Raw genomic sequence first — 26,965 nt, 5'->3', positions numbered from 1 at the left:
CATGGAACAACGCCCGCGGGAAGGCGGGGCTCACCGTGAACCAGTTCACATTCGATCGCGAACGGCCAAATCTGCGCTTGCCTGCAGCGGTCGTTCTTGCAGCGGGCTTCGCCGCCGCGCTGCTCGGCTTCGCCCCGGCTTCGTCCGAGCCGGTCAGAAAGAGCGGCTACGCGATCGGCACGGAAGCCTGCGGCAGCGGCGATCTCGCCTTTCCCAGGATCCAGATCGACATGAAGGCGGGATATTGCGCCGGCCTCGTCGCCAGCGAGGGGGACCGCCTCAAATTTCCGCGCTCGATCGTCCAGGTGCCCGGCCGCGACCTTTTGGTGGTCGCCGATATGGGCGGCTGGGGCCACACCGACGGGCGGCTGCTGCTGCTCGATCCGCGTGCCCCGCAGGGGCAACGCTTCAAGGAGCTGCTGACGGGGATAGAATATCCGTTCGCTCTCGTCATCGGCCCGGACAAAAAGCTTTATGCCTCGACCGCGGAGACGATCTTCCGGTTCGACCCGCTCGCGGACAATCCACGCAGCACGGTCGAGACCATCATCCGTCACATGCCCGGCCGCCGGATCACGCTGCCGGATGGCACGAGGACCGATGAGAGCGCGCACCCGTTCAAGCAGTTCGTGTTCGACCGGAACGGCCGGCTGTTCGTCAATGTCGGCTCGCACAGCGACGATTGCATCACGCCTGCGCCGATCACAAAACCCTGTGCGGCGGCCGAGGGCGCGTCTGCGCTGGCCTCGATCTGGCTGTTCACGCCGCCCTCAAGCGGCGTCTTCCCGGCATTGAAACCCGGCGATCCCGACCCGCCGCACATTGTCTATGCGCGCGGCCTGCGCAACTCGATGGCGCTGGTGCTGCACCCGAAGTTTCCGGACGCTGGCTACGCCTTCCTGCAAGGCGAGAACGCCCGCGACCTGCCCGACATCTTCAAGCCGAACGAGGAGATCAACGCGATCGAGCAGGGCAGGCACTACGGCTGGCCCTATTGCTACGATTTGTCGACGCCGAGCCCCGAATTCCGGCTCGTGCTGCAATCGGGCGCATACAAGTCGTTCTGCTCGGCCAATGTGCTTTACAAGGCGCCGCTCTCGCTGCTGCCGCCGCACGGCGCGCCGCTCGCGATGCTCTACTACCACGGCGCCAAATTCCCGGAGCTGGAAGGCAAGCTGCTGGTCGGCTTGCACGGCTATCGGCCGACCGGCAGCCGGCTGCTGGTCTATGACGTCGACGATCACGGCTTTCCAAAGCCCAGCGCGGCACCGGTGCGCTATCACGTCAGTTGCGCGGCCGAGCCGACCCGCAGTTTCCGGACCGATGCCGGCGAGGTCGCCGCCGCGCCGTTCGAAGAGCTGATCGCCGGCTGGCACCGCGTCAACGGTGCGCGGCCGCAAGGTGCGCCGGTCGGCATGACGGTGACGGAGGACGGCGCGATCTGGCTGGTCGAGGACAAGAACAAGACCGTGATCCGCATCGATCGCGCTGCTGGCGAAGCGCCTGCGCCTCTCCCCTGCGATACGCGCAGCCAGGCGATGATCGACCAGCTCGCAGCTTTCGTGGCCAGGGATGCGCAGAACGGCGTTCGCCTCACCACCTTGCGCAAGGGCCTCGTCGAGAAGCATTGCGTCGGCTGCCATTCGGATTTCGGCCTGAGCGCGGGGCAATCGGATGCGGAGAAGGACAGGGCGGTGCTGCACTTCATGCTGGCGCAGGACGGCTGGATCTACCCTGGCGATCCCGACGCCGGCAGGCTGCGGACGCGCCTGCGCGGCCTAGGCGCCGAGAAGCTGATGCCGCCGGGCGGCGAGAGCCTGCCCAAGACCGAGCCTGGTTACACGCGCCTGCTCGATACCGCGGACCTGTTCGTCGCCAAAATGGTGCCGGGCACGCGGATGCGGATCAAGCCAGGCCCGCCGCAGCGGAAGTTTTTCAGCAAGGCCAACAAGGAATGCGGCGAAATACCGGCTGGAAACGTCGTCGTCGTGACACAAAGGAGCGCTGTAGACAGACCCGGCTTTAGCCGATTCTTCCGGCCAGCCGATCCCTATCTGAACGGCGAGTGCACCGACGGCGATGGCTATTACATCCGGCAGGAACTTCTGGTGCCTGTGCAGTAGCATCCTGCTGGTCACGACGCTGCCGGCCGCTGCCGAAACAAAACTGTTCGAAAGCGCACAGGTGACGCCCGCCAGCGAATACACCTTCGGCATCGAAGGGCCGGCCGCCGATCTCGACGGCAATCTGTTCGTCGTCAATCTCGGCAAGCCCGGCACCATCGGCAAATTGCCCGCTGGTGGCGCCGCCTCGGAGCTGTTCACGACGCTCCCCGAAGGCAGCGTCGGCAACGCGATCCGTTTCGATCGCAGCGGCACCATGTTCATCGCCGACTACAAGAAGCACAACATCTTCGCCATCCCCAAGGGTGCGACCAAGCCCGCGGTGTGGTTTCACTCCGGCGAGATGAGCCAGCCCAACGACATCACGATCGCGCCGGACGGCACGATCTATGCGAGCGATCCGAACTGGAAGGGGCGCGAAGGCCACATCTGGCGCATCGCCAGGGGAGCGGACGGTACGGTGCGGGGGCAGGTGATGTCGACGCCGCGCGCCATGGGCACCACCAACGGCATCGACCTCAGCCCTGACGGCAAGACGCTCTATGTCGGCGAATCCAGCAGCGGCCAGATCTGGTCCTATGCGATCAGCGGCAACGAGCTGACGGCTGCAAAACTCGTCAAGGCGTTTCAGCCCGACACCATCGACGGCCTGCGCACCGACGTTGCCGGGCGCCTCTACGTCGCGCGCATTCTCAAGGGCACGATCGCGCTGATGAAGCCGACCGGCGCTGTCGAGCGCGAGATCCCGCTGAAGGCCAAGGAGCCGACCAACATTGCCTTCGGCGGCAGCGACGGCAAGACCGTCTTCGTCACCCAGCGCCAGGGTGGCTTCATCGAGTCCTTCCGCACCGACCAGCAGGGCCGCGAGCACTGCCTCCAGCGTGGGCGTTGCTGAGCTTCGCAAGCGCTCTGCTTTCCGCGCAGGGCAGCGCGACGATGGACGGCATTTTTCTTGCTTGCATCCGGCGGCCGTGGCGATCAAGACTCTGCGGCACGTCCAGTAGCAGGCGACCACGGAGTGTTGAGTGAAAGCCGTCTATACCGAGCTGCACCGCAGCCACGATCCGCAATTCTTCTTGGTGCGTGGTGTCGTCAAGCGCACCACAGAGCAGCCCGAGCGCGCCGATCGCCTGCTCAGGGGATTGAAGGACGGCAGGCATCAACTGGTCGAGCCAACCAAGTTCGGGCCCGGTCCGCGCGCACGCATTCACAGCCCGGAATACCTGTCGTTCCTCAGCGAAGCCTGGGACGCCTGGACGGCGCTCGGCGATTCCGGCCCGGAGATGATCGGCAATATCCATCCCGTGCGCCATGCCGCGACCTATCCGACCCACATCGTCGGCAAGCTCGGCTGGCATACCGCCGACACCGCAGCGCCGATCGGCCCGGGCACGTGGGCCGCGGCCTGCGCCGCCACCGATGTTGCGGTGACCGCAGCGCAGATGGTGATGGATGGCGAGGACGCAACTTACGCGCTCTGCCGTCCGCCCGGCCATCACGCCTATCGCGACATGGCCGGCGGCTTCTGCTTCCTCAACAACAGCGCGATCGCGGCGGCGCATCTGCGGCAGAAGCATGAGCGCGTCGTGATCCTCGACGTCGATGTCCATCACGGCAACGGCACGCAAGGCATCTTTTATGCCCGGCCCGACGTCTACACGATCTCGATTCATGCCGACCCCGTTGCGTATTATCCGTACGTATGGGGCTATGCGCATGAGCGCGGCGAAGGACCCGGCCTCGGCACCAACCTCAACATTCCGCTTCCCATCGGCACCGGCGATGACGGCTATCTCCAGGCGCTGGACATCGCGCGCAAGGCGATCGAATCCTTTGCACCCGGCGCCCTCGTCATCGCACTCGGCCTCGATGCCTCCGAGCACGATCCGCTCAAGGGATTGGCCGTCACCACACCCGGCTTCCGCCGCATCGGCCAGGCCATCGCAAAGCTGGGCCTGCCGACCGTGCTCGTGCAGGAAGGCGGCTATCTCTCGGACATTCTCGGCGCCAACCTGACCTCTGTGCTGGCAGGATTCGAAGAAGCGCGGTGAGATCGCTTCGCCTCTCCGCTTGCCCGCCTCACTCAGCCGCTTCGCGGAGGGGCCAGGCATGGCGGCTGATGGGAAGGCCGCCGTCCGCGCGGGAGCCGTCGGCGATCGCGAGGCGATGCGCGGGCGATGGCGAGCACAGCGAGAAGCGCCAGGCGTCCGGATCGTCGACGATGTCGGGCTTGAAGCTGATCTCGATGGCCTCGCGTGACACCTGCATGGCGAAGGCGTCGAGCGGCAGATTCAGCCCGAAGCCCCTGGCTTTCAGATAGGCCTCCTTGAGCGTCCAATAGTCGAAGAAGCGCTCGATCGCCGCGGGCTCCGGCAGTCCGCGCAAGGTTTCGACCTCCTCCGGCGCAAAGAAGCGAAGCGCGGTGGACAGCGGGGCGACGCGCCGCGACACGGTTTCGACGTCGACCCCGACGGCCTCATGCCGCGACACCACACAGGCGACGCAGCCGTCGGCATGCGACAGGCTGAAATGCAGCGCGGTCGAGGTGGCCGGTGCTGCGACGAACGGCCGGCCATAGCGGCCCGCGCCAAACGTCCAGTCGGTGGGCGCGACGTTGGAAGCGACCCGTGACAGCGCCAGGCGCAACATCGCATGCGCGAAGATGTACTGCCGCCGATGCCGCTCGAACACGAAGCGATCGGCCCGGGCCCGCTCGTCGACCGAGAGCAGGCGTCGGCACGCCTCGGCCGCGCCCGGCACGTCAATGCTCTCGATCAGTCCGACAAAGAGTTCGATTCTGTCGTCTGCCATCAATTGGGCCCATGGCGTCGGGCGAGGCCAAATCCCTCGGTCCCGACGGAAGAAACAACTGCGCAAGAATCAGCCGAGAGGACCGTACCTAGCGGTCCACCCGGGCGAATTCTTGTCGATTTGCAGGCCGGTTTACAGGCGCAAGCTTGTGCGAGCCCCCAAACTCGACACGCAAGCGGCCGCTCTGCGAAGATTCGTACGGCCGTCCCCGACCGACGAGTTTACTTCTTCTTGGACTTCTTCTTCTTGGACCCGCGCAGAGCCTTAAGGCTGGCGTCGACATCCTTCAGTGCGAGCTGGAGTTTTTGCTTCTCGAAATTGAGCAGGTCTTGCAGCGCCTTGCGGTCCTCCGCGCTGAGCGAGGTCTTCTTGGTAAATTTGATGAAACCCATAACACTCCCCCGGTTGAAAATGATCATCCCAAATCAAAATCCGAGAATAATCTTGCGCGACGACGCCAAATAATCAAGCTGCAACTTGATCATTCACAGCTTTGGGGCGTGAACCCGTATTCTGGCGCGATGTCGCGGCATCAAGCGGCCCTGCGCGCGAGCAATCTGCCGAGTGGTGCGTTGGGCTGGGCGATCGCCGCCGTTAGCAGGGCGACGAGGTCCTCCATCCATTCGCCGACCGCTCGGCCCTCGAGCAAATCGCGCTTGTAATTGCAGGAGCCGGTAATGCCGGTCGGGCGCTCCTTGAGCATCAGCGACAGCCAGGTCTGGTCGATCGGCAGCACCGGCTGGCCTTCGCGCGTGACGTTGCCGATCGATTCCGTCGCGAGATCCGGGAGATCGAGCGGCCGGCGCAACGGATTCTGCAGCGTGAAATAGACCTGGAGCAGCGAGGCCGGATCGATCCCCTCCTGCTCCAGTCGATCGGCCAGGACGTTGAACGGCAGCTCCTGCCGCGCATGCGCCTCGAGCACGCTCTGGCGCACCCGCAGCAGAGCCTGCGCGAAAGACAGGTCCGGCGTGATTGTCGTGCGGACGATCACCGTGTTCTCGAACGGGCCGATGATCCGGTCGGTGTCCGGCTGGGCACGATTGGCCATCGCGGTCGCGACCGCGATGTCGGTGCGGCCCGTCCGGGCCAGCAGCATGGCCTTCAGGCCGGTGAGGAAGCACATGAACAGCGTGCAATTGTGCTGGCCCGCAAACGCCGTCAGCCGGGCGATCAGCTCGCGCTCGAGGCAGACCGGATGATGCCCGGTGGAGGCGCCCGGGCTCGATTCGCCGTCGAAGAGGGGACCCGCTCCGCGCAAATTCAGGATCCAGTCGGAAGCCTGGCGGCGCGCCGCGTCGGTGCCGCACCACCAGCGCTGCCAGCGTGCCACGTCCGAAAAGGCCGGCGGCGGGCTCGGCAGCGGCGCAGACGGATATCCGGCCAGCGCGGCATAGCGGCTCGACAATTCCTCGAACAGCACGCCGATCGACCAGCCGTCGACGACGGCGTGATGCAACGTCAGCAGCAGCACGTGGTCATCGTCGTGGAGCCGCAACAGCCGGGCGCGCAACAGCGGCGCGCGCGTGGTGTCGATCGGGGTATAAGCCTCCTGCTCGATCAGGAGATCGATCTTCCTGAGCTCGAGCGCCTTGCGCCGCTTGTTGTTGTGGGAATGACCGTCGCCGATCGTCTCGACCGTCATGATTCGGCCGAGCGTGCGTGGCGCGGCGATGCGGCTTTCCGGCTCATCGCCGTTCCAGGCGAACGCGGTGCGCAGCGATTCGTGCCGGCGCACCACGTCGTCGATCGCCTTTGCCAGGGCGGCCGAATCGAGCGGGCCCTGCAGGCGGAAGGCGAAGGGCAGGTTGAGCTGCGGCAGCCCCGGCAGATTCCGCTCGATGTGCAGCATCTGGTCCTGTCCGATGGAAGGCGCCGGCGGCCCGCCCGCAGCCGATCGCGGCAGGCTTGCGGCAGGCTCGTGCGGCTTCGTGGCCACGGTCTGTTCGACCCGCCGCGCCAACCCCTCGATCGTCGGCGCCTCGAAGATGGCCTTGATCGGTAACGAGACGCCGAGCGCCCGCGCGATGCGCGCCATCACCTGGCCGGCCAGCAGCGAATGGCCGCCGAGGTCGAAGAAATTGTCGGTAACACCGATGCGTTCGACGTTCAGCAGGTCGATCCAGATGTCGGAGAGCACCTTTTCGGTGAAGCGCCGCGCCGGGACGGCCGCATCCGCGCCGGACGTTTCCGGCGGGACGGACGCCAGCAGCGCCGAGCGGTCGATCTTGCCATGGGCGTTGAGCGGCACCTGATCCAGGAACAGGAAGGCGGCGGGGATGGCGTGGACGGGCAGGCGGCTCTTCAGGAAGTCGCGCAGCTCGCTGGCGCTGCTCCGGCTGCCGGGCTTGGCGACGACATGGGCGATCAGCCTGATGTCGCCGCTCGCCTCGCGGCGCGGTTCGACGATGGCGGCGCGCACGCTTGGATGCTCGGCCAGCGCGTTCTCGATCTCCTTGAACTCGATACGATAGCCACGGATCTTGACCTGATGGTCGGCGCGGCCGAGGCATTCGATCGTCCCGTCGGCGCGGCGCCGGGCCAGATCGCCGGTCCGGTAGAGCCGGCTGCCGGCCTGGCGCGAGAACAGATCGGGCAGAAAGCGCTGCCGGCTCTGCGCGGGATCGTTGATATAGCCGCGGCCGATTCCGGCGCCGCCGATGCAGAGCTCGCCGGTCACGCCGATCGGTTGCGGCTGGAGCTGCGCGTCGAGCACGTAGAGCTGCGTGTTCGGCAGCGGCGCCCCGACCGGAACGTTGGCCGTCGCGATCGCCGGCGCCTTGGTAAGGCGATGCAGGGAGACGTCGTCGGAGCATTCCGACGCGCCATAGGCATTGATCAGCGGCACCCTCGGGCAGCGGGCAAACCAGGCGCGGCAGAGCTCGACGGGCAACGGCTCGCCGGTCGAAATCAGCAGCCGCAGCTTCGCGAAGGCGCGCCGGATCGGCGCCTCGTCCATAAGCTCGAGAATGAGGCGCAGCAGCGAGGGCACGATCTCGAGCACCGTGATGCCCTCGCGCTCGATCTCGCGCGCCAGCAGCATCGGGTCCTGCACGATCGCGCTGCCGCAGACATGGACGCGCGCGCCGACCATGGGACCGGCGAGGAATTGCCAGACCGAAATGACGAAGCTCTGCGGCGCGATCTGCGCGATCACGTCCTTAGGCGAGAGGCCGAGTTCGGAGATGAGCGAGGCCAGATGGTTCGACAGGCCGCGCTGCTCGATCATGACGCCCTTCGGCGCGCCGGAGGAGCCGGACGTATAGACGAGATAGGCAAGGCTCGAGGCGGCGCGGCGTGCGGCGCGGGCCGGCTTTGTCGACCCGGATGCAAGAGCGTCGTCGAGCTCGGCCACCGGGATGCGCTCGACCAGCGGTTCGAGCAGGGCCTCGACCATGGCAGACTGAGCCCGCCCGGTCAGCAGCACGCGGGCACAGCTCGATCCGAGGATGGTCGAGAGCCTAGCCGTCGGCTGGTCGGGATCGAGATTGAGGAAGGCCGCGCCGACGCGCTGCACCGCGATCATCGCGGCGAGCAGGTCGGGCCCGCGCTCCGCGAGCAGGGCAACCACGCTCTCGGCGCCGACGCCCTCACGGGCAAGCCAGCGCGCGGCCGCCCCAGTGCGACGCGCCAGCTCGCGATAGGTCAGGGACGTGCGACCGTCCGAGACCGCGACTGCGTTCGGCGTCTTCCTCGCCTGGCGCTCGAAGCGTTCGCTCAAGTTGCCGCGTGTGGTGAAATTGGCCGGCATGCCCCGGCCTTTTGCCAGCGCTTGCCGACGTTCGGCCTCGGTCAGGAGCGGCAGGCGCGAGATGCGCTGTTCCGGATTGGCGATGACGGCCTTGAGCAGCGCCTTGAACTGGGCCGCCATGGCTTCGATCGTCGCGGCCTCGAACAGATCGGTGGCGTATTCGAAGAAGCCGGTGAAGCGGCCATCGGCCTCGACCAGTTCGAGCGTGATGTCGAACCGCGCCACCCTGGGATCGACTTCCAGCCGCCGGGTCGACAGGCCAGGAAAACGCGCTGCCTCGATCGAGGCGTTCTGGAGGATGAACATGATCCGGAACAGCGGATTGCCGTCGCTGCGGCGCGCCACCCGCAATGCGCGCAACACCTCCTCGATCGGAAGGTCCTGGTTGCGGTAGGCGTCCAGCGTGACCTGCCGTACCCGCCGCAGCATCTCGCCGAAGCTCGGATCGCCGCTGAAATCATTGCGCAGGACCAGGGTATTGGCGAACAGCCCGATCAGGCGTTCGCTCTCGATCTGGTTGCGGTTGGCGATCAGCGATCCCGTGGCGACGTCCTCATGCGAGGTGTGGCGGAACAACAGGCACTGGAAAGCGGCGAGCAGCGTCATGAACGGCGTGACGCCCTGGTTCTGGCTCAACGCGCGCAGCTCGGACGAGAGGGACTTTGAGAATTCAAGGTAGTGACGCGCGCCGTGTCCGCTCCAGATCTCAGGTCTCGGCCTGTCGGTTCTCAGCGGCAGCATGGTGACGCCGTCGAGCTGGGTCCGCCAATAATCGAGCTGCTCCCTGGCCGCGGGCGTCTGCGCCCAGCTTTGCTGCCAGAGTGCGAAGTCGCGATATTGGAAAGCGGGCGGCGGCAGTGCGGCCGAATGCTTCTTGCGTGTCGCGGCATAATGGACGGCGAGCTCCTGCCAGAACAGCCGCTGCGACCAGCCATCGGTGGCGAGGTGATGGACGTTGACCACCAGCGCATGGTTGTTCCTGTCGAACGACAGCAGTGTCGTCTTCAGGGGCGGCGCGTGGGCCAGGTCGAACTGACGTTGCGCAAGCCTGAGCGCCTCGCGCCGGATTGCCGCAGGCCGCCTGCCCGCAGGGCATGGCTTGAGCTTGATGCGCTCCAGCCGCGGCGTCGATGACAGCACGAGTTGCATCGGCTCGCCCTGGCGCTCGACGAACACCGAGCGCAGCGCCTCATGGCGCGTTGAGATCGCAGCGAGGCTCGCAGACAGCGCGGCGGCGTCGACCGGGCCCTTGAGGACGGCGATCTCGACGACGTTATAATTGTACTGCGTCGGGTCCAGTCGCGAGAGCACGTACATCCGCTGCTGCTGGAACGACAGCGGTGCGTCCGTGCCTGCAAGCCGGCGCCAGCCCGGCAGCGCCGTCTCGCGCCGGCTTGCGGCGGTCTCGATCCGGGCCGCAAGCGCTGCGACCGTCGGGCAATCGAAGATATCCTCGAACGAGAAGTCGACATTGAAGCGGTCGCGCAGGCGCGAGCGCATCTGTGTCACCGCGAGCGAATCCGCGCCGAGCGCGAAGACGTCCTGGTCGGCGCCGACCTGCGGCAGCTCCAACAGGCCGGCCCAGATCTCGGCGAGCTGGCTCTCGACCGCATTGCGCGGCAGCCGGGTCTCGTCGTCCGCGTCGACCGTTGCAATCAGCCCGGCGAGGGCGTTGCGCTTGACCTTGCCGCTGGCGCCCTTCGGCAGCGCCGCCACGCTGCGGATCACGCTCGGTATCTTGTAGGCCGCAAGCCGTTTTCGTGCGAATTGGCGCAACTGGTCCGGGGTCGCCTCGGCATTCGGCCGCAGCACCACGACGGCCGCGACGTTCTCGCCGAGCTTCTGGTGCGGGACCGCGAACACGCCGGCTTCCAGCACCGCCGGATGGCTGAGCAGGACGTCTTCCACCTCCAGCGGCGATATCTTCTGCCCGCCGCGGTTGATGACGTCCTTGATGCGGCCGACGATGAAGAGATAGCCGTCGTCATCGAGATAGCCGAGGTCGCCGGTCCTGAACCAGCCGTTGCGGAATGCGGCCCGCGTCGCCGGCTCGTCATTATAATAGCCGCGGCTCATGTTCGGCCCGCGCAGCACGATCTCGCCGTGCGCCCCGCTTGCGAGCGTGCGGCCGGTCTCGTCCATGATCGCGATCTCCGGGCCGGCGGCGCGACCGACCGACGCGACCTTGCGCAGCTCGAACCGATTGGCCGCAATCTGCGAGGCCGCCTCGGTCATGCCGTAAGTTTCGAGCACGGGAACGCCGAACGTTGTCTCCAGCCCGGCGAGAATCGTCGGCGCGAGCGAGGCCGAAGCCGACCGGATCACGCGCAGCGACGATGGTCGGGCGCGGTCGGGGTTTACTTCCGCCGCCGTCAGCAATGCGCGATGAATGGTCGGCACCGCCGTGTACCAGGTCGGTTGCAGCTCCCGCATCCAGCCGAAGAACGAGGCTGCGTCGAAACCGTCGGTGCAGATCACGCTGGAGCCCGCGGCCAGCGCCGTGAGCAGGCCGGAGATCAAGCCATGGGCATGAAACAGCGGCAGGACGTTGAGCAGGCGATCATGCATCGTGAGCGACAGCACATGGCCGGCATTGTAAGCGGACAGGCAGACATTGCGATGGGTCAGCGGCACCATTTTCGGTCGCGCCGCCGTGCCTGACGTCAGCAGGATGAACGCATCGTCGTCGCCGCGCGAAGCGCCGCCGGCATTGGCCGGCCCGATCGCCGGAGCAATGAACGCGCAGCCGCCGAGATCGTGGGTGGGCCCCGCCACGAAATCGATCAATGCGATGTCGAGCATCCTGGCGGCGTCACGGCTCGCCGAGTTCATGTCGGCCCGGGTCACGAGCGCGGTCAGCTTCAGTTCGCTGAAATAGCGTTGCAGCTCGTCCGCCGTCAGATCGGGGTTGACGGGGACGCAGGCGCAGCCTGATGCGACTGCTAGCAGCGCCAGGGCAGTATCGGCGCCGCGCGGCAGCGCCACCGCGATGCGGTCTGCGGGACGGATGCCGAGTTCACGCAAGGCACGCACCAGTTGCCGGATCGACTCGGCCAGCGCGCCATAGCTGAGCGCCGGCCGGCCGGGAGCGAGGAGTGCGGGCGCCGCCGGCGTCCTGCGGGCGTAGAATTCGAGAAGGCCGCTGATATGCGCGAACACCTTCGTTTCGGCCGTGGTGCCGGCTGATGCTTCGTCCGCTCCGGATGCAATGTCCGACAACGCCATTCCCTTTTGGACCGATTAAGTTATTCTTCCAAGAAGTTGGGGAATGCGTCCAGTCCGAGGTGAAGTTTGGACCCCAAAATCTGTGGTTGAGGGGCCCTCGAGCCCTTCGACGGAGTAAGGGTCGGGCAGAATCACGATGCTGGAGAACGAGCCGAGCACGAGTTTGGAAGGTGGGCTGAATCACTGGCTCGAAAGCATCGGCCTCGGGCACTACACCGATCTTTTCGCGCAGCACCGCCTCGATCTCGACGTCATCGCGGATCTCACCGAAGCCGATCTGGTCGAACTCGGATTGCCGCTCGGCGATCGCAAGCGGCTGCAGCGGGCGATGGCGGCGCTGTTTCAAGCGGAAACCACGGAGGCGCCGGCGGAGGCGCCGCGTCCGCAAATCCGGGCGGAGGTCGGAGCCGAACGGCGCCAGCTCACCACGATGTTCTGCGACATGGTGGATTCCACCTCGCTGTCCGCGCAGTTCGATCCGGAGGACGTCCGCGACATGATCGCGGATTTTCGCGAGACCTGCGTCCGGGTGGTCAAGCAATACGAGGGCTTTGCCGCCCGTTTCGTCGGCGACGGTATCCTGGTCTATTTCGGCTATCCGACCGCACATGAGGACGATGCCGAGCGCGCGGTGCGCGCCGGGCTCGAGATCGTGCGGGTGCTGTCGACGGCACGCGCGGTCGAGCCGCGTGGTGCGCTCAGCCATTCACCCGCCGTCCGCATCGGGATCGCGACCGGCCTCGTTGTGGTCGGCGACCTCGTCGGGCAGGGCACCGAAGAACGCGACTCCGCGGTCGGGGAAACCGTCAATCTCGCGGCGCGCCTGCAAGGCCTGGCGCCGCCCAACGGCGTGGTGATCTCGGCCTCGACGCAGGCGCTGCTGAAGGGGAAGTTCGACTACCGCAATCTCGGAGTCCACGACTTGAAGGGGATCTCCGAGAAGGCCCAGGCCTGGCACGTGGTGCGCGCCTCGCGGTTGGAGACCCGTTTCGCTGCGGCGATGGGTACGCGCCTGACGCCGCTCGTCAACCGCGAGGAGGAGATCGCGCTGTTGATGGGGCGCTGGCAGCAGGCCAAGGACGGCGACGGCCAGGTCGTGGTCAAGTTCGGCGAGCCCGGAATCGGCAAGTCGCGCATCATCCAGGAGATCTTCGAGCGGATATCGGGCGACCGCCATGGACAGGTCTCGCTGCAGTGCTCGCCCTATTACACCTCCACCGCGTTCCATCCGTTCGTCGAGCAGCTCAAATTCTCCCTCGGTCTCGATCGCGAGGATTCGTCCGCGCTGTCGCTGGCGAGCCTGGAGAACGCGATCGCCGCCGCCGATGGCGACATTGAGCAGGTCACCCCGCTGTTTGCCGCGCTGCTGTCGATACCGACCGGGGACCGCTATCCGCCGCTCGAGCTGTCGCCGCAGCAGCAGAAGGATGCGACGGTCGTGGCGCTGGTCAACCATTTCCTCGGCCTTGCGCGCGAGATGCCGCTGGTGATCGCGTTCGAGGATTTGCATTGGATCGACCCGACCTCCCGCGAGGTGGTCGACCTCCTGGTCGATCGGGTGCAGAACCAGCCGATCCTGGCGATCATCACCGCGCGCTCGGAATTCCAGGCGAGCTGGAACGCGCATTCGCACATCACCACCCTGGTCCTGAACCGCTTGAGCCGGCAGTTGCGCACGACGCTGGTGGAGCGCGTCGCGGGACGCGAGCTGCCCAAGGAGGTTGTCGAGGAGATCATCGTCAAGACCGACGGCGTGCCGCTGTTCCTGGAAGAGCTGACCAAGACGGTTCTGGAATCCAATCTGCTGACCGAGCGGCACGGGCGCTACGTGCTGTCGGGACCGTGGCGGCAGCTCGCAATCCCGGCCACCCTGACCGACTCGCTGATGGCGCGGCTCGACCGGATGGGACCTTTCAAGCGCATCGCGCAGATCGGCGCCACGATCGGCCGCGAGTTCTCCTACGAGACGCTGCACGCCGTTGCCAATGCGCCGGCCGAGCAGATCGAGGCGGCGCTCAGCCATCTGCAGGAAGCCGGGCTGATCATGCGCCGCGGCCATCCGCCGGATGCGCTGTACTCATTCAAGCACGTGATGATCCAGAACGCCGCGCATGGGAGCCTGTTGCACAGCGAGCGGCGCAAGCTGCATGCGCGGATCGCCCAGGTGCTCGCCGAGATGTATCCGGAGAGGACCGAGCGCGAACCGGAGCTGCTCGCCCATCATTTGACCGAATCCGGCCAGAGCGAGGGCGCTGCCAGCTTCTGGCTCAAGGCCGGCAAGCAGGCGGCCAAGACCGGGGCCAATCTGGAGGCGATCGGCCACCTGCGCCGCGGCCTTAACGTCGTGCAGGCCAATGCGCGCATGCAGGGCGCCGACGAGATGGAGCTCAAGCTGCGCATCGCGCTCGGCAACGCGCTGATCGCCGCCAAGGGCTACGCGGTGCAGGAGGTCGAGGAGAACTACATCCGCGCGCTGGAGCTCGGCCGTCAGCTCGATGACGACGAAAAGGTCTTCGCTGCGACGCGCGGGCTCTGGGTGTGCCATTTCATCCGCGCCGATCTCACCCGCGCGCACGATCTCAGCGTCGAGCTGTTGAAGTTTGCCAAGCGCGAGCGGCTGAACGAGCGGACGCAGCCGGCGCAGCAGACCGGCTATCTGATCGAGGCGCACCGCGCGATCGCGATGACCATGCTCTATCGCGGCCGCTTCGCAGCCTCGCAGCACCATTTGCACCGCTGCATCAACCTGTTCAGCCCCGATCTGCACTCCGACCTGATGGAACGGCACGGCATCGATCCCGGTGTCGTTTCGCTGTCCTATCTCGGTTACCTCCTGTGGTTCCTCGGTCGGCCCGACGCGGCGCGCCAGCACAGCGAGCAGGCGATCGCGAACGCCGAGAAGATCCGCCACCCCTTCACGCTCGCCTTCGCGCTGGTGTTCGGCGCCTATCTCCGCCAGCATTTGCGCGACGTCGAAGGCACGCGCGACTACGCCAATCGCGCCATGATCATTGCCACCGAGCACAATTTCCTGCACTGGAAGCAGCAGGCGGCGATCCTGCGCGGCTGGGCGCTGGCTCAGCTCGGCGAAGCCGACGAAGGCCTCGGCCAGATGCGCTTCGGCCTCGACGAGTACGAGGCGATGGATTCCTGGCTCGCCGGCTGCTGGTTCCGCTGTCTGCTCGCGGAAACGTACGCCAAGGTCGGGATGCGCGACGCCGCCTTGCGCGCGCTGGATGGTGCGCTTGCGACCGCAAGGCGGACCGGCGATCACTTCTATCTCGCCGAGGTCTATCGCATGCAAGGCGAGATCACGCTGGCGGGTGGCGACCCGGCGTCGGTACAGGAGGCGGAGGACCTGTTCGGCCTTTCGCTGGAGACCGCACGCAAGCAGGGAGCGCTGTCCTGGGAGCTTCGCACCGCCGTCTGCCTCGCGCGCCTGTCGCATCAAGCCGGCAAGCGCGAGCACGCAAGACTCCTGCTGATGCCGATCGTCGGCAAATTCAGCGAGGGCTTTTACACGCCGGACCTGAAGCAGGCGATGCAGCTCCTCGATGAGCTCGGTAGCGACGCGGCGGTGCGCGAGCAGGCCGGTCTGTGACATGAGCGATCTTGCCGCCGCGCGTGCGCGCTACGCTGAGTTGATCGCCAGGCGCGAGCGGATTGCCTCGAAGCGTCTGCTCGATGCGCTCGCCGCTGTTCCGCGCGAGGACTTTCTGCCAAGAGGACCCTGGCGCATCAAGGGCGAGGCGGCGCGCAGCTACCGGCTGACGTCCGACGCCGATCCCGTTCATCTCTACGACAACGTGCTGGTCGCGATCGATGCACGCCGCAAGCTCGACACCGGCCTGCCGAGCCTGTGGGCGCATTTGATCGACATTCTCGACGTCAAGCGGACGGACCGTGTGGTGCAGATCGGCTGCGGCCTCGGCTATTTCTCGGCGGTGCTGTCGATGATGGTCGGCGAGAAGGGCCGCGTCCATGCGATCGAATGCGACGAGCGGCTCGCGACCCGGGCGGCGAGCTATTTGCGCGGCTATGGCAATGTCACGGTCGTCCACGGCGATGGATGCAAGGACGTGAGCGAGCCCGCCGATGTGATCATCGTCCATGCCGGCTTCCCGCACCCGCACCCGCTCTGGCTGCGGTCGCTCCGTCCGCGCGGCCGTCTTCTGGTGCCGCTGACCCAGCGCGACCGCGAAGGCGCCGCCCTCAAGATCACGCGGAGGGCCAGGGGTTTCGAGGCAGAGGCGATCCAGCAGATCCGGATCTTTCCCGGCCGGGGCCGCGGCGTGACCGCCCTCGACGACCGCGTCGCCGACTGGTGGCAGCGCGCCTCAGCCCTGGCGCCGCTCCGCTTTCGCGGGCTGGAGCAGGGGCTGCCGTCGGATGGCTAACACTTCGTTTCGCTTTACCTTGATTTCGATCGTGAGTTTCCGGCATCTCGCATTGCCGCTATCAGTGCGGGTCTGATGGCCATTTGAGCGTGCTCCATGCATTCCGTTGCCCTGCTGACTGCCAGCTACGCCAAGGATATCGAACGCTTTTCGCTGCTTAGCGAGAGCATCGACACCTGGCTGTCGGGATACACGCGCCATTATGTGCTCGTTAACGATGAGGACGTGCCGCTGTTCGCGCGCTTCGCGTCCGACAAGCGGGTGATCGTTCCGGCCTCGCGCTATCTGCCGAAGTGGCTGTTCGCGCTGCCGCCGGCGCTCCAGTTCGGCAGCCGGCGCGTCTGGCTGTCGCTGCTGTCCTCGCCGGTGCACGGCTGGCACATCCAGCAGATCCTGAAGATCGCCGGCGTCCTCAACGCGCCCGAGCAGCGCGTCTGCATCCTGGATTCGGACAATCTGTTCTTCCGCGAGTTCGACGTCAGCCGATATGCCGGCGCTGAGACGACGCCGCTGTTCGTCACGCGCAAAGCGATCGCCGCCGACCACCCGTTGCACGGCCTGTGGCTGCGCACCGTCGACCAGCTTCTCGGCATCAAGGAGCGCGCGTTCCCGGCGGACGATTATGTCGGCAACGCGCTGGTCTGGGACAGGGACACGGCGCGTGCGATGACGGACGCGATCAAGTCGGCGACCGGCCTGAGCTGGGCGCTGGCGCTGTGCCGGAAGAAGAAGTTTTCGGAGTATCTGCTTTACGGAAACTTCGTCGCCAATGCGCCGGAACACCTGGCGCGACATCGGCTCACCGAAGACAGCATCGCGGTCTCGCACTGGGACGACACGCCGCTCGACCGCCCGGCCATCGAAGCGATGATGCGCACGGCCTCGCCCGAGCAGGTCGCGCTTTGCATTCAGTCCTATTCGTCGACGTCGATCGCCGACATCCGCGACGTGTTCCGCCTGTCCTCGCGCGAGCGGCGCGCGCCGAGCCTGGCCCCCGATCATATCGGCGATGTGGCCGCGTTCGAAACGCCGAAGACACGCTGATTTCTAAAGCATGATCCGGAAAAGTGCATAGCGGTTTTCCGAAAAGATCATGCTCGAACAATAATCTAAAGCGCGATGACGATTCATCCTAATCGCATCGCGCTTTAGCCGTCCTTCGTGAACTTGCTGATGACGTCCATGAACGGCTTCGGCTTGAACTCGCCGTCGAGCGGCAGGGGGCGGTTCGGCTGCTTGTCCTTGCGGGCAAAGGTGCCGTTGATCCAGCTGTAACGGTCCGAGATGCCCCAGGTCAGGATCGACCGCACCGGGCCGCTCGCGGCAACGGCCGTCAGCAGGTCGTCGACGCGCTTGGCGACGACGGCGTCGCGCTCCGCAGGACTTCCCGCCAGCTTCTGGTCGTCGACGTCGAGCTCGGTGATGAGAACCTCGAGCCCCCAGGAACGCAGCTCGGTGACGAATTCGGCGAGCCCGTGCGTGTCGATCTCAAGCTCGGCGTGAAGATGCGCCTGCAGCCCGACGGCGTGGAGCGGAACGCCCTGATCGAGCAAGTCCATGATGAGGGTGCGATAGGCGGCCCGCTTGGCGATGAAGGAATCTTTCGCCGATTCGATGTCATATTCGTTGATCGCGAGCTTGACGAAGGGGTCGGCCGCCGCCGCCGTGCGGAACGCCAGCGGAATCCAGCGATCGCCGAGATGTTGCGTCCAGAAGGTGTCGCGCCGGTCCTTCGGGCTGCGCGGATTGTCCGGGATCGGCTCGTTGACGACGTCCCACGACGTCAGCTTATCCTTGTAGTAGGAAACGACGGTGCCGATGTGGTCGAGATAGGCGCGTTCGACGCCCTTGCTGCCCTTGATCTGCTTGGTCCAGTCCGGAATGTCGTGATACCAGGCGAGTGCGTGGCCGCGCATGGTCAGATCGTTGTCGCGCGCGAAATCCAGGATGGCGTCGGCGCGCTCGAAGGTGAACGTATGGGCGTCCGGCCGCAGCATCGGCCATTTCAGCTCGAGCACCGGCACCACCTGCGTGCAATAGGTGCTGATGGCCTCGCCGAGCCGCGGATCGGCTTGCAGGTCCCAGAGCGTGGCGGCTGCGCCGTAGCCCGGGCGGCGTTGGACGCGTTTCGAGGCCGGCACCGCGGACGCCGATGCGCCCGCCGCGAGCGTTGCGACACTGCCGAGCAGGAATTCGCGTCGGTCGAGCCCGGTCACGCGTGCCGCTGCATCGCGGCTTCCGCGATTTCGTAATAGTGAAGCGCGCCCTTCTCGAGCGTCAGGTGGTCCAGCACATAATCGCGCGGCGCGAAGCCTCCTGCGTCGACCTGCGACCAGAAACGGCCCCAGCCCGCCGCGAAGCTGCCCGCATCAGTGAAGGTCATGCCGCAGCGCGCGTCGAAATAGGGCACCGAGGACACGTTGCCCTCGTATCGCACCTTGTCCGGGAAATATTTCGGATCCTGCCAGGGTCCGCCGCGATCCCAGGCGAAGACGGGCACGCCGCTCGACAGTGCTTGCTGGCAGGCGATGCCCTGGCTCTCGTGCTCGCAGAGGAAGATCATGCTGCGGCAGCGCGCAAGCGCGGTCTTGTAATCCTCTTCCTTGTAGTGCCCGTAGCGGATCGTTTCGACCGTGCGTCCGCTGGCTTCGAGAAACTTTCGGATCGGCTCGATCAGCTCCGGTTGATACCGGTCGTAATCCCAGCGGACCTTGTCGTAGAGCAGCACGTCGATCTTCTTCTGCGCGGCCGGCGCCGGGACCCAGAGATCCGTCTCGATGCCGACGGGCCAGGCACCGACATGGGGCCAGTGCGGACGGAACATGTCGGCATACCAGGCGCACGGCAACAGCACCTGCCTCACGTCGAGATCCTCTAGAGTTTCTGGTGCGTCGATTGGATGGTCATACATGGCGACGCCAAGCAGCAGTGGATTCTTCCACTTGAACCAGTCGAGCACGAACGGCCGGCCGATGATGCAGGCCAGTTCCTCCGGATGCTTCCGAATGTAGCGATAATCGTTGACGCGGTAGCGAATGCCAAGCCGATCGAGACCTGCGCACAGATTGAGCAGAACGCGCCGCTGTCCGCTGATGAAGGACTTGCCCAGCAGCAACCGGCGCAGCAGCGGCCGAAGGTGACGGTCGCCGGGAAACCAGCGGTCGTCTCGTTCCTCGAAGAAGAGGTTGAGGACCATCCTGTCGCGGCCCTTCGCGCCGGGATACGCCGGAGCCGCGGGAGCAGTGGCGGTTCGACGCGGGAGGGAAGTCGATCTCGCCCGTGTTCGTTCGACAACGTCCATATCAGTTACATCAGTGCGTCGGAGGAGTCGGGCGACGTTTCGCTATCATTGCTTCTTTTCTGTGATCGCGCCCGCTCCTTCAAGGACAGGGCAAATTTAACGCTAACGCGCGATAACCGCGTGCTCGCTCCATTAGCGATCCGATTTGCAGGGTTATCCGGCTATCCTTGACTTGTCCTTGACCTATCCTTGGCAATGCCAGCGGCGAGCCCCGATTGTCGCACCCAATCGTCTTAACGATCCGTTAATCCTGATGGCCGCCCACGGTCCCGTGCTCGCATGCTGAACCGCCATTTCTCGATCTATCTCGTCGCCTACATCCTGCCTGCGGCGGTGGGCTTCTTCGCCGTCACGGCCTATACGCGGCTCCTCAGCCCGGCGGAGTACGGCGTCTATGTCGTCGGCATCAGCCTTGCCGGGATTCTGGGCGCGATCTTCTTCGCCTGGATCAAGCTGTCGGTGTCGCGCTATCAGGCGATGTCGGCGGAGGTCGATTTTCGTGGCACGGCAATCGTCGCCTTCGCGCTCACGGCCGCGGTGCTCTGCGCCACCACTCCGCTGGTTGTCCTGGTCCGCAGCGATCTCAGCGTCGAGCTGCTGCTCGCCAGCATGTTCGTCGCGATCATGGCCAATGCCGTCGATGTCGGCCAGGAGTTCGAGCGCGCCAAATTGCGCCCCTACCGCTTCGCGGCGATCTCGATCGTGCGCAGCGTCTCCACCGTCGGCTTCGGACTTCTCGGAATCTGGCTCGGCTGGGGTGGATTGGGGCTGCTCGCCGCATTCGGCCTGGGGTCGCTCGCCGGCATCATCCTGAACCTCGTCGGCGACCGCACCGGGATCGCGCGATTCCAGCGCAGCCAGTTCATGCAGCTGGCGCGCTACGGCCTGCCGCTGACGCTGGCGGGATTGTCCGTGGCCGTCTATTCGGCCTGCGACCGCCTCATTGTCGCTTATCTGCTCGGCAAGGATGCTGCCGGCATCTTCGGCGTTGCCGCCGATCTGCCGCGCCAGTTCATGGTGATGATCGCATCCAGCGTCGCCGCGGCGACCGTGCCGCTGGTGTTCCGGTCATTGTCCGAGAACAACGGCGAGACGACGCGGGAGCGGCTGACCGAAAGCCTCGAGCTGCTGCTCGTCGTGGTGGCGCCCGTTGCGGTCTGGCTTGCGCTTGCGGCGGACCAGGTGGCCGGAACGCTCGTCGGGATCGACTTCCGCGCCGGCGTCTCGGCCCTGTTGCCGACGCTGGTGCTTGCGCGCTTCTTCGGCATCGCCAATCAGTTCTACGTGCAGATCAGCTTCCAGCTCGCCGAGCGGCCGTTCATGCTGGCGACGCAATCTTTCCTCACGCTGGTGATCAGCGTGATCCTGATGTTCGCGCTGATCGGCGGCTACGGCCTTTACGGCGCGGCGCTGGCGACCTTGGCGACCGAGGCGATCGGCTTCCTCGTCGCACTCGTCCTGATGCATCGGGCCCATCCGGTTCCGTTCGAGCTCAATCGCCTCGCCGGCGTCGCTGCCTCCGCGGCCGCGATGGCCGCCGCGATCCTGATTGCGCGGTCGCAAGTGGGCGGCACCGGCCTCGTGCCGCTCGTCATCGTCAGCCTCGCCGGCGGCCTTGCCTATGCCGCCGCGGCGTGGCTGCTGAATGTTGCGAACGTGCGAACGTTGTCGCTGCGTTTCCTGCGAACGTTGAACCGCAAGGCTCTCGGCGTCTAGCGAGGGACTATCCGCGCGTTCGTACGGTTGCACCAAAAGGTGATCCGGACATTCTGCCGCAGCGATCGAGGCAGCTCCGGACCGCCCCCGGCTGAAGGCCGCCTTCCGCCTTCGCCAACCCTCGTATATGAGAGATTTGTCGCCCGAACGTACCGAATCCCGCCACAGAGGGAACGTAAGGCGGCTGCGATTTCTTAATCCAATGATTCCAATCTGACACGTGAGCGACACCAGCCGACTGGCAGCTCGACCGAGGATGGCATGAAAAACCGATCGACGACGGCGCAATCCATCAGGGCGGTGGGGCGCCGGGGGCCTGCCGGAATCATGGCGCTCGTGGCGGCGGCGACCCTTGCGGCGGCCACCCCGGCGATTGCGGCCAAGCAGCAGCGCCAGGTGGCCGAGGCAGTCGCGCCGCGGGTGGCCGGCGATCCGGTCATGGCGATCGTGTCGATCAAGAGCCAGCAGGTCACTTTCTACGATGCCGACGGCTGGATCGTGCGCGCGCCGGTATCGACCGGCACCACCGGACGCGAGACGCCGGCTGGCGTCTTTGCCATTATCGAGAAGAACCGGGAGCATCGCTCGAGCCTTTATGACGATGCCTGGATGCCGCACATGCAGCGCATTACCTGGAACGGCATCGCCCTGCATGGCGGACCGCTGCCCGGCTATGCCGCCTCGCACGGCTGCGTGCGAATGCCGTTCGGCTTCGCCGAGAATGTGTTCGACAAGACCTATATCGGGATGCGCGTGATCGTCTCGCCGCATGACACGGTCCCGACGGAATTCTCTCATCCGTCGCTGTTCGTGCCAAAGCCGGAGGCCATCGCGGCCGTGCCCGGCCGGGCCGACAAGCTCTCCGCCGAGGCGGAGGAGGCCACAAGGGCGGCCGACGAGGCCAAGAAGGCTGCGTCCGCCGCCGCGAAGGAAGCCGCCTCGCTCCCGGCCGCGTTGCGCAAGCTGGAACAGCAGAAGACCCGCGCCGATGCCGAGCTCGCCTTCGCCGACAAAATGCTCGCAAATGCCAAGACGGATCAGGCCCGCGCCAAGGCCGAGGAGCTGAAGCAGAAGGCAGCAACCAAGGCTGCCGACGCGGCGACGCAGCTCGAGGCCGCCAGGGCCGCCGCGCAGCCGAAGCGCGATGCGGTGGCTGCGACCAAGGAAGCCGCGAAGACCGCTGCGGCCAGAAAGACCGAGGCCGTGAAGGCGGCGACCGACGCGAAGCTCGCGGGCGAGCCGGTCTCGGTCTACATCAGCCGGGCGACGCAGAAGCTCTATGTGCGTCGGAACACGCACAAGCCGGCGCCCGACGGCGGCGGCGAGGTGTTCGACACCAGCATCGAGGTCCCCGTCACGATCCGCAATCCCGAGCAGCCGATCGGCACGCATATCTTTACGGCGATGGCGAAGACCGGGACGGGCCTGCGCTGGGGCGTTGTCACGATCGAGAACGGCGATGAGGCCCGCAACGCACTCGACCGCATCACCATCCCGCAGGACGTATGGGACCGCATCGGGCCGACCGCGTTGCCGCGCTCCTCGATCGTCGTCTCGGACGAGCCGCTGAGCAGCGAGACCAACTACCGCACCGAGTTCGTCGCGGTGCTGAGCAACGAGCCGCAAGGCGGCTTCATCACGCGCAAGCCGACCGCGCCTGCCATGATCGCCAGCGATGACGGCTGGGACAACGGCTTCGGCTTCTTCTACCGCGATCCCTACGTCCAGCCGGCCAACCCGCGCCGGCGCAGCCAGTACCAGTACTATCAGCCGGCGCAGCCGTTCCAGCGCGGCTTCTGGTAAAGGACGCGCCGCCTCGGCCAACGCCCCTGCTACGGGCGGGCCTCGATCACGATCGCCTGGATCTTGCCCTCCACCGGACCGGATCCACGGCGGGCCCGGATTGCCTCCGCAACCGTATCGGTCGCAGCCTGAAGCTTGCCGGCATCCCGTGCCTCGATCTCGCTGCGCAGCGGCGTGCCCTGGCAGAGCGCAATGGCGACATCTTCGGCTAAAGGCGCGCGGCTGATTTCGGATCGGGTTTCGATCGAGATGTCGCGGAAGCCAGCTCGTTCGAGATCGCTCCTGATGACGGCCTTGTCGTGATAGCCGTGCGGCGTCCGGACCATGAAACGCGGCGGATCATTGGGAAACAGCTTCTCGAGCGCGACCGTTGCTTCATGCGTGAGCGCATTCTCCTCGATGCGATCCCAAACGTTGAACACGAACGTGCCGTCCGGCTTCAGGACGCGCCTGACCTCGCCATAGGCCTTGATGCGGTCCGGAAAGAACATCGCGCCGAACTGGCAGCAGACCACGTCGAACTCGGCGTCGCCCAAGGGCAGGGCCATTGCGTCCGCCTGGCGCCAGGTGATGCGATCGTCATTCGCCTGGCGCTGCGCTGCGACCGCGAGCATCGGTTCGTTGAGGTCCGTTGCAACGTATCGAACGCCGCGCGGCAGCGCCGCCGCCACGGCACGCGTCACCGCACCGGTGCCCGCTGCGATCTCGAGCAATACAGCGGGAGAGCGTGCGGCAACGCGCCTTGCGATGTCCTCCGCATAGACGGCGAAGATCATCGGGACCAGATACTCGTCGTAGATTTTCGGAATCGAGCCGGCGAAAACCTTGTCAGTGTCGGGCATGCTAGCCTCGCTGAAGGTTCGGACACGAGGCCACGTTACCATGGTTTCCCGCAAGAGCCAGCAACGGCGTACATTGCGGGCAATCGGTTCTACGATCTCCCGCCGCCGATCTCGCGGATCGGCCGCGTGCCGTCCCAGCTCATCGCGGCCTGCCGCACCTTCTCGAAGAACGGGCCCTTGGTGCCGCTGATGTCGGAGATTTCGATCACCGTGCCCGGATGCGCCTGCGTGTCGAAATAGGCAAAGCGTCCCTTGTTGCCGCCGATCTGGCCCTCATGGCCGATCCGATAGCCGAGCCCGAGCGCCTTGTCGTAGAGCGCCTGATAGTCGTGGCTCCAATACGACATGTGCTGGAGCCCTTCGTGCCCAGCATCGAGGAATTCCCTGTAGAGCGAGGGCGCGTCGTTGCGCTGCTGGATCAGCTCGATCTGGAGATCGCCGGAATTCGCCAGCGCAATGCTCATCTCGACGGCCGAATCCCGGCCGCGATGCCGGAACCAGTCGGTCTTGACCCGGTCCATGTAGTACCAGGGGCCGACGCCCATCACCTCGATCCAGTGCTTCATCGCGGCGTGGATGTCCCGCACCACATATCCGTTCTGGCGCACCGCGCCGAAGATGCGGCTCATGTCCGCGCTCCTGTCGTCAGCTTGCTCACTTGACCTCGATGCCCGCGTCCTTGGCAACCTGCTTCCAGGCCGTGATGTCGCGCGCGTTGATGTCGCGTTGCTCCTCGCCTGGCACGAATTGCGGGGTGATGCCGAGCGTCAGCAGCTTCTGCTTCACCACCTCATCGCCAAGGGTCTCCTTCAGGGCCGCCGACAGCTTCTGCGCGATCGGCGGAGCCACGCCGGCGGGCGCATACATCGCCCATGACAGGCTGCGGTCGAACGCGACGCCCTGCTCCTTGTAGCTGGCGATTTCGGGCAGGCTCGGCGACCGCTCGCCGCAGGCCGCCAGCGCCTTGATCGAGCCCTCCTTCACCAGCGGCGTTGCGGTGGCGACGTCGAGCGTCGCCAGGGAAATGTGGCGGCCGAGCAAATCGCCGGCCAGCTTTGCGATGCCGTTGAACGGCACGTGGTCCATCTTGATGCCGGTCTGCTGCATCAGGATTTCCGCGCAGAATTGCCCGGTCGAGCCGACGCCCCAGCTGCCGTACTGGATCGGCTCGCCCTTCTTGGCCAGCGCGACCAGACCCTTGATGTCATTGGCGGCAAAGTCCTTGGTCGCCACCAGCATGATGGAGGAGACGCCGACGCGCCCGATCGTCGTGAAATCCTTGATCGGATCGTAGGGCAGCTTTGGATAGATCGCGGGCGCCAGCACATGCGTGGTCATGCCGCCGACGGTGATGGTGTAGCCGTCATTCGCGGAAGTCGCGACCATCTGCGTGCCGATCGTGCCGGCGGCGCCGGTGTGGTTCTCGATATAGATGCTCTGTCCGAGCGTCTTGCCCATCCTCTCCGCAAGCAGCCGGCCGACTACGTCGCCGCCGCCGCCGGCCGCGTAAGGCAGCAGCATCCTGATCTTGCGGGTGGGGTAGGCGGCAGCATCCTCGGCACGGGCCGACGCCGCCGCAGACAGGATCAGCAGCAATGATGCGACGATGCGAAGCGCTGCGATGGTTTGCGCGGGCAAAAGGCGAGCGTGGCTTGCCATGGCATTCTTCCCCAATTGCTCTCCGCTTATCGAGCGGAGTTGAAACGAACGATCGTTCGTACGGTTGACTAGCGAACGAGCGTTCGTTAGTCAAGCAGCATGGCTGTCGACACCTCCAGCGCGGCTGAAGCGGCTGCGCCCACGACGCGCGAGCGCATCCTCGCCGAAGCGCTCAATTTGTTCGCGCAGAGCGGTTATGGCGGCGCCTCGATGCGCGAGCTCGCGCGCCGCGTCGGCATCCGCGAGAGCAGCCTCTACAACCATTTCCCCGGCAAGGCGGCGATCCTCGAGGCGATCGTCAGCGAGCATGGCCCGGCCAGCTCGGCGAGCCGGCTGGAGGAGCCGCGCTACAAGCAGCTGGCGCGGCAGCCGGCGGAGTTCTGCCGGCAGTTCGCGCTCGACCTCGTCGAGCAATGGTCCGATCCGCGCGAGCACCAGTTCCAGAAGGTCATCACCGCCGAGCGCAACCGCGTGCCAGGCATTCGCGCCAAATTCGCCGATCATTTCTACGCGCGCGAGCAGAGCCTGATGACGGATTATTTCCGCGGCTTCGCGCTCGCCGGCCTGATCTCGACCACTGATCCGCGCGAGACCGCGCGGCTGTTCGCCGCCGGTCTGATCTACATCCGCCTCGAGCATTACGTGATGGGCGCGGTGCCGTCGCCGCGCCCGAAGGTGATCGAGGCGATCGACCGCTATCTCGCCTTCTTCCTGTCGCTGATCGCGGCAGGTCAAGACGCCGACAACAAGAAACGAAAGCCCAAGGGAGAAATGCGTGGCAAGGCTGCCCCTGATTGATCCGGAGACGACGAGCGGCGACATTCGCGCCTCGTTCGACCGCATGCCGGTCAAGCTCAACATCTTCCGCATGATGGCCCATGCCGAGGCCAACATGATTCCGGCGATGCGGCTCGGCAATTCCATCCTGCACAAGCAGAAGCTCAGCGCGGTCAACCGCGAGCTTCTGATCCTCCAGTCCGCCCAGCTCGAAGGCGGCGCCTACGAGTGGCGCCAGCACGTGCCGATCGCGCTCGGCGTCGGCTGCACGCAGGACCAGATCGACGCCGTCGAGCGTAGTGACTACGACGCCGCCGGCCTGAGCGAGGCCGAGCGCGCGCTGCTGAAGTTCGGCCGCGAAGTGGTCGAGAACGTCCGTGTCCCCGAGACCATCTTCGCGGCCGTGCGAAAACATTTCAGCGACCAGGAAATCGTCGAAGCCATCGTCGCGCTCGGCTTTTACATGATGATGGCGCGCCTGACCGAAGCAACGGAAACCGATCTCGATCCCGCCGCTGGCATGAAGGTCTATGACGGCGGCAAGAAGCCAGGCGGCTGAG

At 65.8% G+C, this 26,965-nt stretch carries 18 protein-coding genes; 10 read left to right on the top strand and 8 right to left on the bottom strand.

Annotated features, from left to right (window positions below):
* The first annotated feature begins 35 nt into the window (after positions 1-35).
* From I6F31_RS16140 to I6F31_RS16130, 3 genes are all read left to right on the top strand, one after another.
* Positions 36-2,123 (top strand): PQQ-dependent sugar dehydrogenase, encoded by a 2,088-nt coding sequence (locus I6F31_RS16140; RefSeq protein ID WP_225185711.1) that lies wholly within the window; start codon positions 36-38, stop codon positions 2,121-2,123.
* A complete protein-coding gene (locus I6F31_RS16135) occupies positions 2,080-3,018 on the top strand; it encodes an SMP-30/gluconolactonase/LRE family protein (RefSeq protein ID WP_036035942.1) in 939 nt (312 codons plus the stop codon). Before I6F31_RS16140 ends, I6F31_RS16135 begins: the two co-directional genes overlap by 44 nt.
* Positions 3,019-3,148: 130 nt before the next feature.
* On the top strand, positions 3,149-4,174 hold the full coding sequence (locus I6F31_RS16130; RefSeq protein WP_225147766.1) for a histone deacetylase family protein: 1,026 nt from the start codon (positions 3,149-3,151) through the stop codon (positions 4,172-4,174).
* Between the two features lie 28 nt (positions 4,175-4,202).
* Here the strand turns inward: I6F31_RS16130 and I6F31_RS16125 are convergent, their stop codons facing one another.
* The 3 genes from I6F31_RS16125 to I6F31_RS16115 form a co-directional block, all read right to left on the bottom strand.
* Positions 4,203-4,883 (bottom strand): 4'-phosphopantetheinyl transferase superfamily protein, encoded by a 681-nt coding sequence (locus tag I6F31_RS16125; RefSeq protein WP_225185710.1) that lies wholly within the window; start codon positions 4,881-4,883, stop codon positions 4,203-4,205.
* A 272-nt stretch (positions 4,884-5,155) separates the two neighbouring features.
* A complete protein-coding gene (locus I6F31_RS16120; protein WP_167361674.1) occupies positions 5,156-5,326 on the bottom strand; it encodes a hypothetical protein in 171 nt (56 codons plus the stop codon).
* Positions 5,327-5,466: 140 nt separating this feature from the next.
* Positions 5,467-11,910 carry a non-ribosomal peptide synthetase gene (locus tag I6F31_RS16115; protein ID WP_225185709.1) on the bottom strand — a complete coding sequence of 2,148 codons (6,444 nt, stop codon included), beginning with the start codon at positions 11,908-11,910 and terminating at the stop codon, positions 5,467-5,469.
* A 136-nt stretch (positions 11,911-12,046) separates the two neighbouring features.
* Between I6F31_RS16115 and I6F31_RS16110 the strand changes: the two genes are divergently transcribed.
* The 3 genes from I6F31_RS16110 (at position 12,047) to I6F31_RS16100 (ending at position 17,351) form a co-directional block, all read left to right on the top strand.
* Complete coding sequence (locus tag I6F31_RS16110; protein WP_225147763.1) at positions 12,047-15,511, top strand: AAA family ATPase; 3,465 nt, start codon at positions 12,047-12,049, stop codon at positions 15,509-15,511.
* 1 nt (position 15,512) lies between these two features.
* On the top strand, positions 15,513-16,307 hold the full coding sequence (locus tag I6F31_RS16105) for an rRNA adenine N-6-methyltransferase family protein (RefSeq protein ID WP_225147762.1): 795 nt from the start codon (positions 15,513-15,515) through the stop codon (positions 16,305-16,307).
* Between the two features lie 96 nt (positions 16,308-16,403).
* On the top strand, positions 16,404-17,351 hold the full coding sequence (locus I6F31_RS16100; RefSeq protein ID WP_036026769.1) for a DUF6492 family protein: 948 nt from the start codon (positions 16,404-16,406) through the stop codon (positions 17,349-17,351).
* A 104-nt stretch (positions 17,352-17,455) separates the two neighbouring features.
* On the opposite strand, the gene I6F31_RS16095 is transcribed toward I6F31_RS16100, so the two are convergent.
* Positions 17,456-18,523 carry an endo-1,4-beta-xylanase gene (locus I6F31_RS16095; protein WP_036011740.1) on the bottom strand — a complete coding sequence of 356 codons (1,068 nt, stop codon included), beginning with the start codon at positions 18,521-18,523 and terminating at the stop codon, positions 17,456-17,458.
* Complete coding sequence (locus I6F31_RS16090) at positions 18,520-19,608, bottom strand: glycosyltransferase (protein ID WP_036011738.1); 1,089 nt, start codon at positions 19,606-19,608, stop codon at positions 18,520-18,522. The genes I6F31_RS16095 and I6F31_RS16090 overlap by 4 nt, the downstream gene beginning before the upstream one ends.
* Before the next feature lie 279 nt (positions 19,609-19,887).
* On the opposite strand from I6F31_RS16090, the gene I6F31_RS16085 reads away from it, so the two are divergent.
* Positions 19,888-21,324: an oligosaccharide flippase family protein gene (locus I6F31_RS16085; RefSeq protein WP_225144687.1), complete on the top strand. Its 1,437-nt coding sequence runs from the start codon at positions 19,888-19,890 to the stop codon at positions 21,322-21,324.
* A gap of 261 nt (positions 21,325-21,585) precedes the next feature.
* The gene (locus I6F31_RS16080) at positions 21,586-23,127 is read left to right on the top strand and encodes a L,D-transpeptidase (RefSeq protein WP_036011723.1); all 1,542 of its coding nucleotides are present in this window, start codon (positions 21,586-21,588) and stop codon (positions 23,125-23,127) included.
* 29 nt (positions 23,128-23,156) lie between these two features.
* Here I6F31_RS16080 and I6F31_RS16075 read toward each other — a convergent pair whose 3' ends face one another.
* From I6F31_RS16075 to I6F31_RS16065, 3 genes are all read right to left on the bottom strand, one after another.
* Entirely contained in the window at positions 23,157-23,969 is an 813-nt protein-coding gene (locus I6F31_RS16075; protein ID WP_036011720.1) for a class I SAM-dependent methyltransferase, read from the bottom strand.
* Positions 23,970-24,058: 89 nt separating this feature from the next.
* Complete coding sequence (locus I6F31_RS16070; protein WP_036011717.1) at positions 24,059-24,598, bottom strand: VOC family protein; 540 nt, start codon at positions 24,596-24,598, stop codon at positions 24,059-24,061.
* A 25-nt stretch (positions 24,599-24,623) separates the two neighbouring features.
* Entirely contained in the window at positions 24,624-25,628 is a 1,005-nt protein-coding gene (locus I6F31_RS16065) for a tripartite tricarboxylate transporter substrate binding protein (RefSeq protein ID WP_051057094.1), read from the bottom strand.
* A 99-nt stretch (positions 25,629-25,727) separates the two neighbouring features.
* Between I6F31_RS16065 and I6F31_RS16060 the strand changes: the two genes are divergently transcribed.
* Both I6F31_RS16060 and I6F31_RS16055 read left to right on the top strand, forming a co-directional pair.
* The gene (locus tag I6F31_RS16060) at positions 25,728-26,426 is read left to right on the top strand and encodes a TetR/AcrR family transcriptional regulator (protein WP_036026741.1); all 699 of its coding nucleotides are present in this window, start codon (positions 25,728-25,730) and stop codon (positions 26,424-26,426) included.
* Positions 26,404-26,964 carry a carboxymuconolactone decarboxylase family protein gene (locus I6F31_RS16055; RefSeq protein ID WP_036011690.1) on the top strand — a complete coding sequence of 187 codons (561 nt, stop codon included), beginning with the start codon at positions 26,404-26,406 and terminating at the stop codon, positions 26,962-26,964. The genes I6F31_RS16060 and I6F31_RS16055 overlap by 23 nt, the downstream gene beginning before the upstream one ends.
* Position 26,965 lies beyond the last annotated feature (1 nt).

The organism is Bradyrhizobium sp. NBAIM01, from assembly GCF_020194115.1.
GTDB classification, from domain to species: domain Bacteria; phylum Pseudomonadota; class Alphaproteobacteria; order Rhizobiales; family Xanthobacteraceae; genus Bradyrhizobium; species Bradyrhizobium yuanmingense.
Note: the sequence above shows the minus strand (reverse complement) of the source record. Positions and strands in the feature narration are given on the sequence as shown.